Genomic DNA, 12,724 nt, shown 5'->3' with positions numbered 1-12,724 from the left:
CATAGAAAAGGCCACCCGAGGGTGGCCTTTTGTTTTACTTGAAGCTCCGGCTATCTTTGATTTGATCCCAGGCCCATACAACTTCCTGAAGTTGCTCTTCTTGGGAACGATCTCCGCCATTCATATCCGGGTGCAAGACTTTGATAAGCTTTTTGTAGGTCTTACGAATTTCTGTTTTGGTCCAATGATCTTTGGCCTCAAGAATTTCAACTGCGCGCCTTTCGGTTGGTGGAAGGCGTCGAGTGCTGCCTGTGGTTGATTTACCGGGATTACGCGTCGCATTTTCACCCAGAACTTGATGGGGATCATCAACGCCAAGCCGCGCCCATGCACGCTCTTCATCGCTTTTCTTAAAGGGTTTAGTTTCGCGTCCCCAAACGCGATCGGATTGCTCCTGTTCCTCAACCGCTTCTTCAGGAGTACCGTCAAAGAAGTTCCACTTGAGGTTATATTCACGTACGTGATCTTTGCAGAACCACAGAAACTCATCCAAATGATCTGGTGATCTGGGTGCACGGTATTGGCCCGCCTCTTGGCAGCCTTCATTTGCGCATTTGCGCGTTGAGGTTTCAAATGCCCCTGACATCCCACGTTTGCCGCGTGGGTTTTTTTTCTTGGCTGCTGCCGCGGACATATTGAACCCGAATGGATCGTCTTTCTTCATCGCCTGCACCTTTCCGACTCGAGCCAGAGAGTTTAGACTTTTTTCCGTCAGAGAGAAGAGGGCAGAGACTAAAAAATGAGAATTGCAGACGAAATCCACAAGAAATTGAACGATGCCTTCCAGCCGGAATTGTTAGAAGTCGTTGACGACAGCGAATCCCATCGCGGGCACGCGGGTTTTCAAGATGGTGGAGAAAGCCATTTTAACGTGATGCTCAAAGTGCCTGCATTGGCCAGTCAGAGCCGCGTTGCCCGGCATCGTGCCGTTCATGCAGCTATTGGGAAAGACATACTCGCGCGCATTCATGCTCTGGCACTTGATATACGAGTGTAAATTAAGGAAAATGAGTGCCTTTGGCACGCTATACGCCTCATGTCCTTCCGGTTGGAAGGACATTCAGGCTGGCATGTGTGGTTAGCGTTGCGCGACTTCGTCAACGTCTGAATGCGCAGGGCCGATTGTCGGGATGTGTTCGAGACGCTCGGTGTGTTCAGATGTGGCCAGTTGAATCACTGGGGTGTCGTGCTCGTCTTCTGTAGATGCGATAACAGGTGCTACAATTGGCTGAGTTGGCTGGGTCGCGGTCCCAGTATGTGTCTCTGGCAGAGCACGGCGAAAAACCAGTAAGTTTTGATATGTTGTGGTTTTCCCAGTGAGACCTGAGCGGGTTTCAAGAGGGAGTGTGTCGGTGCGCTGGTATTCCCAACCGTCGGAACCGTATTCGTTCATAACATTCATCAAGGTTTGGGCAAAGCGAGCCTCATTCCCCTTTACGCCCTTCGCGCGTTCCCCCTTCTTAGGTGCAGGAATAACTTTGTATTCATAATTTGGCATAAAATGTTCCCCGAGGCAGACTTAGTGGCAGACGTCTTTTGTAGCAGATAGAACCAAGACTTTCCAAGTCCACACGACCTGCAGCGGATTGGTTCACTTTGGGTTGTTGCGCATTTGCAAAGAAAAACCCGCTATAAAAGCGGGTTTTTGAAGAGAGTTCGATTAATCTGCAAGCTTTTTTGCGACCAATTCATTCACAGCCTTTGGATTGGCTTTGCCGCCTGTAGCCTTCATTACCTGCCCAACAAACCAACCTGCTAGTTTCGGGTTCTGTTTGGCTTTTTCAACCTGTGCAGGGTTGTCTGCGATGATTTGATCAACAGCAGCCTCAATGGCCCCTGTGTCGGTCACTTGCTTCATACCACGGGCTTCGACGATCTCTGCTGGATCGCCGCCTTCGGTATAAACGATTTCAAAAAGATCCTTGGCGATCTTTCCCGAGATAGCATCAGAAGAGATCAGTTCGATGATCCCACCTAACTGTGTCGGGTTAACCGGGCTGTCGGTGATTGTTTTTTCGTCTTTTTTCAAACGACCAAACAATTCGTTGATGACCCAGTTTGCGGACATCTTACCGTCACGACCTTTTGCAACAGCTTCAAAGTAATTGGCGTTTTCGACTTCGGCAGTCAACACAGAGGCGTCGTAATCTGACAATTTAAAGTCATTGATAAATCGCGCTTTTTTCGCATCTGGCAGTTCGGGTAAAGTTGCACCGATATCATCAACCCAGCCCTGTTCGATTTCTAATGGCAGAAGGTCAGGATCAGGGAAATAGCGATAATCATGTGCTTCTTCTTTTGAGCGCATGGAACGCGTTTCATTTTTATCCGCGTCGTATAGGCGAGTTTCCTGAACGATTTCCCCGCCATCTTCGAGAATAGCAATTTGACGACGCGCCTCAACATCAATGGCCATTTGGATAAAGCGCATTGAGTTCATGTTTTTGATTTCACAACGGGTGCCAAGGTGGCCAAAATCTTGTGTTGCTTGGTATTTTTCATACTGGCCGGGGCGGCAAACGGAAACGTTGACGTCTGCACGCATAGAGCCGTTTTGCATGTTGCCATCACATGTACCGAGGTAACGCAAGATTTGGCGAAGCTTACCAAGATAGGCTGCGGCTTCTTCCGGGCCACGAATGTCTGGGCGCGACACGATTTCCATCAGCGCAACGCCGGTTCTGTTTAGATCGACGAAAGACATGTTTGGGTCCATGTCGTGGATGGATTTTCCGGCGTCTTGTTCAAGGTGGATGCGTTCAACTCGGACGTTGCGCGCGGTGCCATCACCCATCTCAACCAGAACTTCGCCTTCACCAACGATAGGGTGGTAAAGTTGGGAAATTTGGTAACCTTGGGGTAAATCAGGGTAGAAATAGTTTTTGCGGTCAAAGGCGGACTTTAGGTTGATTTCTGCCTTTAGGCCTAGGCCTGTGCGCACGGCCTGTTCAATGCAAAATTCGTTAATCACTGGCAACATGCCAGGCATAGCGCTGTCAACGAAGGCTACGTGTGAGTTCGGTTCGGCACCAAACTTTGTCGACGCACCAGAAAACAATTTAGCGTTTGAGCTCACCTGAGCGTGGACTTCCATACCGATTACAAGTTCCCAATCGTCCTTCGCACCAGCGATGGTTTTGGGGGTAGGGGCGTCATATGAAAGGTCGAGCATGGTTCAATCGTCCTGTTTTGCAGTTGAGTTCTTCTAAGACAGGGCGCGAAAGGGGGCAAGCGGCTGTTTGCCAAAATTCTGGGATTGAACGGGGATTGATTGCAAATTTTTTACCGAGTGGCGAATATTTATTAAGTTTGGGTAGGAAATTCGATGATTAAGAAATCAATGTTGGCGATGGTGGTGATGGCTGGATGCTCCGGTTCTGCTGAGGTCCAGGTGACGCGAGAGGTCCGGGCAGATATGCGGTGGGATCACTTGCCGCAAGCCACTGCTTGGACGGATGCAGCACTCAATGCGCTTGCAGGACATGGGGCTGCATTGGAAAACCTTGTTCCGGCAGATATCGAAACTTGGTGTCCGGCCTATGAAGCAGCCTCGATTGAACAGCGGCGTTTGTTTTGGTCCGGGATGCTTTCGACTCTTGCAAAACATGAAAGCACATGGAACCAAAGGGCCGTCGGTGGGAATGGTCGGTGGTTCGGCTTGGCTCAAATCGCACCTGCGACAGCACGCGGTTATGGGTGCGACGCACGTTCGGGGGAGGCACTGCTGAATGGCGAGGCCAATTTGTCGTGCGCGGTGCGTATTGCGGCACATACGGTTGTGCGTGACGGTGTGGTTGCTGCAAATGGTCGAGGGCTAGCGGCGGATTGGGGCCCCTTTCATTCGACCCGTAAACGTAATGACATGATAGAATGGACCAACGCACAAAGTTATTGTGCGTTGTGATTTGTCTAGATGATTTCGTATCGTAACCTTCGTGCTAAGACGATAAGGCTGATCAGAAGTGAAAAATGGATTAGAGAACCTTTGGGCTATTGCCTACCCCACGGGTGATTGGGGCGAAGCTTGTTAATGCTTCGAACGGCAAACTATACTTAAGATAGTATAGTCCAAGTGGTATGTTAGCGTAAAAAGGGTTCAAAAAATTAAAACCCATCATTGGTCGCCTTTTGGGAAGGCATAAACCGAGAAGTGTCAGTTCTTGTAAAGCTAACCTTTTTGCGTCGCCGTGTACGGCAGCTGACTTTGAGGAGTTTGGCTTTCCTCTCGTTCTTGATAACCCCCATCTTCGACAGGTAGGCAATACGGCGCAAGGGAATGGCTATTGGATCGCACCTCAGCTTGCTGTCGAGGATGGAGATACTCGAGATTTTGTCGCTGCTTATGTTTTTGATAAGTCAGGAAAGTTGATTTTTTGCGAAGTTGTCGATCAAGGAATGCGAGCTTAGCCCACCAAGCAATCAATGCAAGAAATTGTTCAAATGCTTGAGAGGGAAATTGATGCTAAGGAAAGCGCCGAAGTATTGGTGAAACCTTTCTCGAGATCATTTTATGGGTACCGCTTCGGTTTGATTCTCCGTGAGCAGGAGGAAGGCAAGAATGCCACCGAAGAAATCCTTGCCGATGCTATGCCTGGCAGCACTTTGATGTTTTATGGCCCATGGAGCCATTGCAACTATGAGAGCTGATTGTATTTCGCTGGTGGTAAATGGCAGATTTGGGAACCACAATATTTGCCTGATGGCAATATTCTTACTGGTAAATTATTCACACTATCGGATTCCACCGTTCGACTTGCGATTTTGCTGACCAGGCATAGTTGGTTGGTTATTTTGTCACGTCCATCATTTGGATCAATTGAATGAGATTTCCGCAGGTGTCGTCGAAAATCGCCATACGAACCGGACCCGCATCCATTGGCTCAACGGTGAAGTTAACGCCCAAATCCCCCAGTTTTTTCCGCTCGGCATGCAGATCTTCCACTTGAAATGAATGCGCAGGAATGCCGTCGGAAACCAGGGCTTCTTTATAAGGTTTCACCGCGGGATGGTCGCTTGGTTCCAGCAATAATTCAGTTCCCTCAGGGGCTTCGTTCGATACTACTGTAAGCCAACGATGTTCGCCCAAAGGGACATTGTTTTTCACGGTGAAACCTAGGATATCTGTGTAAAACTTCTCAGCCTTGTCTTGGTCGTCGACAAAGACGTGGGTCAAATAGATTTTCATTCTTCTTCTCCATTCTGTTTGTATTTCATAAGCCAAGTTGCGGCCTCGATGTGACCTTCAGTGATGTTCAAAGAGTGCGTTTTTGTACGCCCCTTCCATATGATCTCGACTAGGTTAGCTTTCTCCAAAACAGCAAGATGCTGAGAGACTGTCTGGCGGGACAACGCGATACCATCTTCGGCAACCGAAGCAGCGCAGACTTCGAACAACGATTGAGCCGGTTGTTTGCTCAGTCGGTCGATGATGCGGCGGCGGGTGCTGTCAGAAAGGGCTTTGAATATTTTATCAAGCTGATCATCTTGCATGACGCCTTTATGCAGTAAAAGTACGGCATGTCAAGTGCAGTAACTTTACTGCATAAAGATTAATGCTCTCAATCGGATGTTGTTGGTGCAACCAACATTACGTTGGTTATTGTTTAGAACTGACCGTTTGTTTGCATTTACTGTAGGTATGGCAATCCGCGGGCGTCTGATTGAGCAAGGAAATCAGAAAAAGCGCTGTCAAATCCTGTTAAAGGCCAACTAAGGTCTTGAGCGGAACCGTGACGATCTGTGAAGGTAAAGCGCAGCGCACCTTGATCTCGCATAGCGTCTAAGAGCGGGATAGCGGCGTCGCCTTCGAACACGCATTCCCCACCAAACAGACAGCCCCGATTTTGCGTGGACCACTGAATGCCGACCCAATCTTCTATGCGAAAGCCGTCATTGGTAAAACGCGTGCCGGGCTCGGTGCCAAATTCGACCCTAAGGCCGCCGGTTTCGGGGGTGATGAACATAAACTGGGCCGCGAATGCCGGGGCGGGCGAAAACACATCGACGTAGCGGATATAACAGCGCGGCTCAACGTCGCCTTCGACACCTGCCACGCGGTCGCGTTCATCGCAGACGACCCGCCAAATGCCGTAGGTTTCTTGGTACGTCGGGCGCCACGCACCGGCTGTATCACGACCCTCGCGGTCTTGGGCTTGGGTCACAGGGGGAAGAAGCGAAATGACGAAGGTCAGCAGAAGGAGTGTTGCGCGCATGATCCTCTTTCCGATGTGATGAGGTTAGTTTGCACGAGTGTATGTGTTGGTCGTCGGAAATGTCTAATGACAGGTTTGTGTTTTCTTTAAGCTCTTAGAGATCAATGGTTGAAAACCCTGAAGAAAGCAGCACAGCACTGTAGATAGCGAGCCAAACTTGGGCGAAAAGTAAAACCCGAATACCGCGGCCCCGAACACCCGAAATAATGAGGGACGCAAATACATAAGCCAAAGGCAACGCAACAAGACCGAAAGTCAAGAGGGTCCAATTTGACTCGGGAGGCAGGGCTCTTCCGTCCGCGAGGTGACCTAGGATCACCAAAAGAGAAAATAGAAATGTTACAGGCAAGATGATTAGAATGCTAAATGGAGTCACCAAAGCCAAGACCAGAGCGCTGATAACGCGCCCTTTATTCGGGCGGAACACCGCACGTAATCTATTCGCATTGGTCCAAAGAAGTGATACTTGGCTGCCTATTCCCATGCCAAGTAAGAAAGATGCAATTGACGCGAATGTAGGTGGCAAAGCATACATTCTCATGCCGTGTTGGAATTGGCCAAGGAGCGGGGCGGCTTCGCTTCTGAATATCAAAAAGAATGCTGCGATTGCGATGGAAAAGATGAGGCCAAGCAATATTGCTTGAGGGGCGTTGTATCGGACAGGTTGCAAGTAAATTTCCTGCGTGGGGGCAAAAAGCGTTTTCACATCAGAGAAAAATGATGCCGCTCAGTTTTTATATTGCGTTTGTTTAGCTCGTCTTCGAATTCTTTGTGCGGCGGCAGGCAATCGTAGGGGAGGCGTAGTTTTCTGTCCCGTGATAGCACCAAAGTCACGCGCACTGAGAAATCAAGCCGCGTGTCAAAGCGTACTTTTTCGATTTCCCCATAGGCGCGGTAATCTTCAAACGATCCAGAGCGCCAAGTGATTTGCGTATCGGATAACGTGAGCCCCGCAACCCGGTCTGTCGCGAGGTCCCAGATGGCCGGGAGAGTAAAGACAACCAACGCGGCAATGATCCACCACGCGGCATTGAGCCAAACAAAGGCAAAGACCGAAATCGCATAAATCGCGCCAAGGACGGCCACGGTGCGTGCGGCGCGTCCTCTGTTTTGATGCGTGTAAACCTCAGCGTTCATTGTGTTTTCCATTTGCATGGCCCTTATTATGGCGCGAAATCGCGTCTCTACAAAGTGGAAATTTTCACCCCAATATGCGGGTCACCATTTCTGATGTGTCGCGGCTGAGGTCGGGGGTGGATTGAATCCGTTCCAAGGCAGCACGCATTTGGGCCTGCCGATCCGCATCGTAGCGTTTCCAGGTTTCAAATGTTGTGGACATACGGGCTGTTGTTTGTGGATTAAGCGGATCAAGTTTGATCAACCAATCCGCCACGAGTTCATAGGACGCGCCAGATGGGTCGTGAAACCCAGCCGGGTTCATCGCAAGGCCGCCAATCACGGCGCGGAAACGATTTGGGTTTTTCCAATCAAAGTCAGCGTGTTGTGTCAGCGCAGTTGCGGTTGCTGCAGCTGAATCAGGGTTGGCGAGGCTGGTTTGTAGTCCAAACCATTTGTCCATGACCAAACGATCTGATTTCCATTGGTCATAAAACGCGCTGAGCTGTTCTTTGCCGCGATCCACAGACAACAGGCAACTGAGCGCGCTGAGTTGTTGGGTCATGTTATCGGCGGCGGCGTATTGTGCGCGGGCCTGATCGCCGCTGTCTAAACGCGACAGGAAGGAGAGAACGATCCCCTGAAGCGCACGTTTGCCAGCCGGTTCTGCGTCAGGGGAATAGGCACCTTCAACGTGCATCGCTGCATAGAGATTTGGCAGTGCGTTTTGCAGGCGTTCAGCGACTTCTTGGCGCCAGCTTTGCAGAGTTTCGTAGATTTTTAGCGGATCAGGCGTAACACCCGCATCAAACAGGGTTTGAGCCATGTCATCTTGGGACGGGGCAGCAAGGGCCAGCGCGCGGAAGGCGGGATCAAGCGTGTCGTCCTGTGCCACACGGGCCAAGGCATCAAGGTAATCCGCTGGCAAAGGTGTGCCATCAATCACCCGACGGCTGAGGCAATCTTTGGCCAAAGCGCGCCCTGCCTCCCATTTGTTGAACGGGTCCGTGTCGTGGGCAAGCAGGAACGCCCGTTCAGAATTGTTCGATTGACGTTCTATAATGACGGGTGCGGAAAAACCTCTGAGGACAGACGGTGTGGGTTTTGACGAAAGGCCGGAGAAGGTAAAGCTCTGCTCGGCTTCTGTAATTTCCAGCACGGTTGTCGCTTGGGTTTCTTCGCCTTGGTCATTCAATAGGCCAACAGCGACAGGAATAACCCGTGGGTCCTTGATAGGTTGGCCCGGTGTCGCGGGTGTCGATTGTTTGAAGGTGAGGGTGTAGGTCCCGTTTTCAAGCTGCTCAGTTACGGCGATACGCGGAGTACCAGCCTGCCCATACCAGAGTTTGAATTGGGTTAGGTCGCGACCTGTGGTGTCTTCGAAAACCTTCAGCCAATCTTCGATTGTGGCGGCGTCGCCGTCGTGGCGATCAAAGTAGAGTTGTACCGCCTTGGCGTAGTTTTCATCCCCGACAAGTGTTTTCAGCATACCGATGATTTCGGCACCTTTTTCATACACTGTCGCGGTGTAGAAATTATTGATCTCAACAAAACTCTCGGGGCGTACGGGATGGGCAAGAGGGCCGTTGTCTTCGCGGAACTGACGCGCGCGTAGGGTCAAAACGTCTGAAATACGTTTCACAGCGTGGGAGCGCATATCGCCCGTAAATTGCTGATCGCGGAAAACGGTCAGACCTTCTTTGAGACACAGCTGGAACCAATCACGGCAGGTAATGCGGTTGCCTGTCCAATTGTGGAAGTATTCATGGGCGATGATCGCTTCGATCCGTTCAAAGTTCGCGTCTGTTGAGGTTTCAGGAGAGGCCAAAACCGCTGAACTGTTGAAAATGTTCAAGCCTTTGTTTTCCATCGCGCCCATATTGAAGTCATCAACGGCGACAATGTTGAATATGTCCAAATCGTATTCGCGGCCGTAAACCTCTTCATCCCATATCATTGAGCGTTTTAGCGCCTCCATGCCAAAGGCGCATTTGCCGATATCGTCGGGGCGGACCCAGATGTTTAGCTCTACCTCTTTGCCTGACATCGTGGTGAACGTGCCAGGGTGATTGACCAGATTTCCGGCAACCAAGGCGAACAAATAAGCCGGCTTTGGCCATGGATCGTGCCATTCTGCCCATCCTTCGCCCGCCGCCGTTGGATTGCCGTTGGACAGCAGTACGGGATAATCGCCTTCAACCCGCACGGTGAAGACAGACATCACATCGGGACGATCCGGATAATAGGTGATTTTGCGGAAACCTTCGGCCTCACATTGGGTGCAATACATGCCGCCGGACATATAAAGCCCCTCAAGCGCTGTATTGTCTTCGGGTGCGACTTCGACCTCTGCCTCCCAAGTGAAAGGACCATCAGGGACATCACACGTAAGCCCGGTATCCGTGAGGGTAGGGGTGACTTGCGCACCATCAATTTTTGCCCCGAGAAAGCGAAGCTGTTCGCCGTGCAAAAAGAACTCTGTTGCGCTGCTGTCGGGATTTGGGCGGAATTTGATTTTTGAGACAACGCGCGTCGCTTTTGGCGCGAGAAAAAATGTCAGGTGAACCTCATCCACCAAGAAGGCAGGGGCTGTGTAATCTTTGAGGTAAATGGTTTGATCCGACATAACGTCATCCTTTGTAACTTGCCCATAGGTTTAGCGCAGATGTCGGGGGGTGCAAGGGTACTCTCTGATTTGATTTGAAAAGCCTTTCGGGAAAACTGGTCAAATGAAATGACCGCGTTTGTTGCCTATAGGAAACTTTTCCCCTATTTGTGGCGGGAATCTGTATGCAGTGATATACCAAAGGATGCCAAATGTCGGATCGCATTGAACGTCAAGGGTTGCAAATCGCGCCGGAACTTTTTGATTTCGTTGAAACACAGGCCTTGCCAGGAACGGGTGTGTCGCCCGATGCATTCTGGTCGGGGCTGTCTGGGATCGTGCATGATCTTCGGCCGAAAAACCGCGCTTTGTTAGAAGTGCGCAGTGAAATGCAAAGCGAAATTGACGACTGGCATCTTGCCCGCAAGGGGCAACCCCATGACGCGGCGCAGTATAAGGCGTTTCTAGAAGAGATTGGTTATTTGCTCCCCGAAGGGGAAGATTTTACGATTGAGACAAGCAACGTCGATCCTGAGCTCGCTGAGGTGCCGGGGGCGCAGTTGGTCGTACCGATCATGAATGCACGTTATGCGCTTAACGCAGCAAATGCCCGTTGGGGGTCTTTGTATGATGCGCTTTATGGTACCGATGCGATGGGCGATTTACCAAGCGGCAAAGGGTATGATGCGGCGCGCGGTGCCCGTGTGATTGCATGGGGCAAAACGTTTTTGGATGGTTCTGTGCCTTTGGCATCGGGAAGTTGGGCAGATCTGGCTGAAGTCAACGCAACGATTGCTTTGCAAGATATGTCTGCGTTTGCAGGCTATTCTGGTGACGCAGAGGCCCCACGTGAAATCGTGTTGAAACGCAATGGTTTGCATATTCGTTTGGTTCTGGATCGCACCACCCCAGTGGGTAGTGCTGACATTGCCGGTATTTCTGACGTGATTTTAGAAAGCGCGATGTCTGCGATTATGGATTGCGAAGATTCTGTCGCTGCTGTGGACGCCGAAGATAAGGTTTTGGCCTATAGCAATTGGTTGGGTCTCATGAAAGGTGACCTGAGCGAAGAGGTGCAAAAAGGCGGCAAGACCATTCACCGTGTGCTGAAGGATGATTTGTCATTTACTGCACCCGATGGCAGTGATTTGACCTTAAAGGGGCGCGCATTGATGTTGGTGCGTAACGTTGGCCATCTTATGACTAATCCTGCCATTTTGGATCGCGATGGCGCCGAGATTGGCGAAGGCTTTATGGATGCGATGATCACCACATTGGCCGCTATGCACGACCTTCAGCGCGACAGCGGAAACTCTGTGCGCGGATCAGTTTATGTTGTGAAGCCCAAAATGCACGGCCCCACCGAAGTTGCTTTTGCCGATGAGATTTTCACACGGGTTGAAGCGGCACTTGGCTTGCCACAGAACACCGTCAAATTGGGCATTATGGACGAAGAACGCCGCACGTCCGTCAATCTGAAAGAGTGTATTCGCGCGGCTAAATCGCGTGTAGCCTTTATCAACACCGGGTTTTTGGACCGTACAGGGGACGAAATTTTCACCTCTATGGAAGCGGGGCCAATGATCCTTAAAGGGGACATGAAATCTTCCCCTTGGATTGCGTCTTATGAGGATCGCAATGTCGATATCGGGCTGCAATGTGGTTTGCAGGGCAAAGCGCAGATCGGCAAAGGGATGTGGGCGATGCCGGACCGGATGGCCGAGATGCTGGAGACAAAGATCGGGCACCCAATGTCCGGTGCAAACTGCGCTTGGGTGCCATCGCCCACAGCGGCTACGTTGCACGCGACCCATTACCATAAGGTTGATGTTTTTGCCCGCCAGAATGAAATTTCTGCCTTGGGGCGTCGGGGCACTTTGGATGATTTGCTAACCATTCCCGTTGCGGACGGCGTGAATTGCTCGGATGCTGACATCACTGCTGAAATCGAAAATAACGCGCAGGGTATTTTGGGCTATGTTGTACGCTGGGTTGATGCCGGGATCGGTTGTTCGAAGGTTCCAGACGCCAATGACGTAGGGCTGATGGAAGACCGCGCAACCTGCCGGATCAGTTCACAAGCGCTTGCCAATTGGCTGCATCACGGTGTGGTTTCACAAGATCAGGTTATGGCGGCAATGCGCAAAATGGCAGCGGTTGTAGATCGCCAAAACGCTGGCGATGCGGCCTATATTCCTATGGCGCCAAGTTTTGACACAATCGCTTTTAAGGCAGCTTGTGATTTGGTGTTCAAAGGGCGTATTCAGCCTTCGGGTTATACAGAACCAGTTCTACATGCGCGTCGTTTAGAACTAAAAGCAGCAGGCTAAAGGGTAAAACATGGCTGAAATTTCATTGAGAAAAGCAAAAACCATCATCAAGACCACCTTGGCAAAAGGACATGAAATGGGGCTAAAGCCCTTGTCTGTTGTGGTTTTGGATGCGGGCGGCCACGTTAAGGCGTTTGAACGCGAAGATGGTGCCGCACCCGGTCGTTTTCCAATTGCGCATGGCAAAGCCTACGGGGCAGTCATGCTTGGCATGGCGGGCAAAGCGCAAATGGCGCGTGCGGAACAGCAGGCCTATTTTATGGCAGCGGTCAACGGTGTTTATGGTGGCCAAGTGGTGCCGGTACCGGGTGGCATTTTGGTACGCAATGCCAAAGGCGAAGTGCTAGGAGCGGTTGGCGTAACTGGCGATACATCCGACAATGACGCCGAAGCGGGCAGTGTTGGTATCGCGGCTGCGGGATTTGTTGCGGAAATTTGACGTAACGGAAACACTGGTGCAC

The 12,724-nt window shown here is 50.9% G+C and carries 14 protein-coding genes; 5 read left to right on the top strand and 9 right to left on the bottom strand.

All coding sequences use genetic code 11. The features are described 5' to 3' along the window. Nucleotides 1-34: 34 nt before the first annotated feature. Nucleotides 35-664: a DnaJ domain-containing protein gene (locus G9C99_RS04260; protein ID WP_166416179.1), complete on the bottom strand. Its 630-nt coding sequence runs from the start codon at nt 662-664 to the stop codon at nt 35-37. A 75-nt stretch (nt 665-739) separates the two neighbouring features. Between G9C99_RS04260 and G9C99_RS04255 the strand changes: the two genes are divergently transcribed. Beyond that, entirely contained in the window at nt 740-997 is a 258-nt protein-coding gene (locus G9C99_RS04255) for a BolA family protein (protein ID WP_166416178.1), read from the top strand. A gap of 81 nt (nt 998-1,078) precedes the next feature. On the opposite strand, the gene G9C99_RS04250 is transcribed toward G9C99_RS04255, so the two are convergent. Together G9C99_RS04250 and gatB are read right to left on the bottom strand one after the other, a co-directional pair. Then, the gene (locus tag G9C99_RS04250; protein WP_166416177.1) at nt 1,079-1,498 is read right to left on the bottom strand and encodes a DUF4177 domain-containing protein; all 420 of its coding nucleotides are present in this window, start codon (nt 1,496-1,498) and stop codon (nt 1,079-1,081) included. Nucleotides 1,499-1,660: 162 nt separating this feature from the next. Then, complete coding sequence (gene gatB, locus G9C99_RS04245; protein ID WP_166416176.1) at nt 1,661-3,172, bottom strand: Asp-tRNA(Asn)/Glu-tRNA(Gln) amidotransferase subunit GatB; 1,512 nt, start codon at nt 3,170-3,172, stop codon at nt 1,661-1,663. Nucleotides 3,173-3,325: 153 nt separating this feature from the next. Between gatB and G9C99_RS04240 the strand changes: the two genes are divergently transcribed. Both G9C99_RS04240 and G9C99_RS04235 read left to right on the top strand, forming a co-directional pair. Then, entirely contained in the window at nt 3,326-3,904 is a 579-nt protein-coding gene (locus tag G9C99_RS04240; RefSeq protein ID WP_166416175.1) for a lytic transglycosylase domain-containing protein, read from the top strand. A 518-nt stretch (nt 3,905-4,422) separates the two neighbouring features. After that, nucleotides 4,423-4,647, top strand: coding sequence for a hypothetical protein (locus G9C99_RS04235; RefSeq protein WP_166416174.1), 225 nt, complete (start codon nt 4,423-4,425; stop codon nt 4,645-4,647). 139 nt (nt 4,648-4,786) lie between these two features. Here the strand turns inward: G9C99_RS04235 and G9C99_RS04230 are convergent, their stop codons facing one another. The 6 genes from G9C99_RS04230 to pepN all read right to left on the bottom strand — a co-directional run bounded on the left by G9C99_RS04230 (nt 4,787) and on the right by pepN (nt 9,954). After that, nucleotides 4,787-5,185 carry a VOC family protein gene (locus tag G9C99_RS04230; RefSeq protein ID WP_166416173.1) on the bottom strand — a complete coding sequence of 133 codons (399 nt, stop codon included), beginning with the start codon at nt 5,183-5,185 and terminating at the stop codon, nt 4,787-4,789. Further along, on the bottom strand, nt 5,182-5,490 hold the full coding sequence (locus tag G9C99_RS04225; protein WP_166416172.1) for an ArsR/SmtB family transcription factor: 309 nt from the start codon (nt 5,488-5,490) through the stop codon (nt 5,182-5,184). Before G9C99_RS04225 ends, G9C99_RS04230 begins: the two co-directional genes overlap by 4 nt. A 137-nt stretch (nt 5,491-5,627) precedes the next feature. Continuing rightward, complete coding sequence (locus G9C99_RS04220; protein WP_166416171.1) at nt 5,628-6,212, bottom strand: invasion associated locus B family protein; 585 nt, start codon at nt 6,210-6,212, stop codon at nt 5,628-5,630. 94 nt (nt 6,213-6,306) lie between these two features. Then, nucleotides 6,307-6,882, bottom strand: coding sequence for a hypothetical protein (locus G9C99_RS04215; RefSeq protein ID WP_166416170.1), 576 nt, complete (start codon nt 6,880-6,882; stop codon nt 6,307-6,309). Between the two features lie 32 nt (nt 6,883-6,914). Further along, nucleotides 6,915-7,361: a hypothetical protein gene (locus G9C99_RS04210; protein WP_166416169.1), complete on the bottom strand. Its 447-nt coding sequence runs from the start codon at nt 7,359-7,361 to the stop codon at nt 6,915-6,917. Nucleotides 7,362-7,413: 52 nt separating this feature from the next. Beyond that, the gene (gene pepN, locus G9C99_RS04205) at nt 7,414-9,954 is read right to left on the bottom strand and encodes an aminopeptidase N (protein WP_166416168.1); all 2,541 of its coding nucleotides are present in this window, start codon (nt 9,952-9,954) and stop codon (nt 7,414-7,416) included. 191 nt (nt 9,955-10,145) lie between these two features. On the opposite strand from pepN, the gene G9C99_RS04200 reads away from it, so the two are divergent. Together G9C99_RS04200 and G9C99_RS04195 are read left to right on the top strand one after the other, a co-directional pair. After that, nucleotides 10,146-12,263 (top strand): malate synthase G, encoded by a 2,118-nt coding sequence (locus G9C99_RS04200; protein ID WP_166416167.1) that lies wholly within the window; start codon nt 10,146-10,148, stop codon nt 12,261-12,263. Nucleotides 12,264-12,273: 10 nt separating this feature from the next. Beyond that, nucleotides 12,274-12,702, top strand: coding sequence for a GlcG/HbpS family heme-binding protein (locus G9C99_RS04195; RefSeq protein WP_166416166.1), 429 nt, complete (start codon nt 12,274-12,276; stop codon nt 12,700-12,702). Nucleotides 12,703-12,724: the final 22 nt, after the last annotated feature.

Origin of the sequence: Cochlodiniinecator piscidefendens, assembly GCF_011326755.1 — a bacterium.
Taxonomy (GTDB): domain Bacteria; phylum Pseudomonadota; class Alphaproteobacteria; order Rhodobacterales; family Rhodobacteraceae; genus Cochlodiniinecator; species Cochlodiniinecator piscidefendens.
The sequence above is the reverse complement of the archived record's forward strand: the minus strand, read 5'-3'. Positions and strand labels throughout refer to the sequence as shown.

Bases quoted from the DNA above. Each gene is read 5' to 3' on its own strand.
- G9C99_RS04195 (WP_166416166.1), top strand. From the start codon at position 12,274: ATGGCTGAAATTTCATTGAGAAAAGCAAAAACCATCATCAAGACCACC.
- gatB (WP_166416176.1), bottom strand. From the start codon at position 3,172: ATGCTCGACCTTTCATATGACGCCCCTACCCCCAAAACCATCGCTGGT.
- G9C99_RS04230 (WP_166416173.1), bottom strand. From the start codon at position 5,185: ATGAAAATCTATTTGACCCACGTCTTTGTCGACGACCAAGACAAGGCT.
- G9C99_RS04235 (WP_166416174.1), top strand. From the start codon at position 4,423: ATGCAAGAAATTGTTCAAATGCTTGAGAGGGAAATTGATGCTAAGGAA.
- pepN (WP_166416168.1), bottom strand. From the start codon at position 9,954: ATGTCGGATCAAACCATTTACCTCAAAGATTACACAGCCCCTGCCTTC.
- G9C99_RS04255 (WP_166416178.1), top strand. From the start codon at position 740: ATGAGAATTGCAGACGAAATCCACAAGAAATTGAACGATGCCTTCCAG.
- G9C99_RS04220 (WP_166416171.1), bottom strand. From the start codon at position 6,212: ATGCGCGCAACACTCCTTCTGCTGACCTTCGTCATTTCGCTTCTTCCC.
- G9C99_RS04200 (WP_166416167.1), top strand. From the start codon at position 10,146: ATGTCGGATCGCATTGAACGTCAAGGGTTGCAAATCGCGCCGGAACTT.
- G9C99_RS04250 (WP_166416177.1), bottom strand. From the start codon at position 1,498: ATGCCAAATTATGAATACAAAGTTATTCCTGCACCTAAGAAGGGGGAA.
- G9C99_RS04210 (WP_166416169.1), bottom strand. From the start codon at position 7,361: ATGGAAAACACAATGAACGCTGAGGTTTACACGCATCAAAACAGAGGA.
- G9C99_RS04225 (WP_166416172.1), bottom strand. From the start codon at position 5,490: ATGCAAGATGATCAGCTTGATAAAATATTCAAAGCCCTTTCTGACAGC.
- G9C99_RS04260 (WP_166416179.1), bottom strand. From the start codon at position 664: ATGAAGAAAGACGATCCATTCGGGTTCAATATGTCCGCGGCAGCAGCC.
- G9C99_RS04240 (WP_166416175.1), top strand. From the start codon at position 3,326: ATGATTAAGAAATCAATGTTGGCGATGGTGGTGATGGCTGGATGCTCC.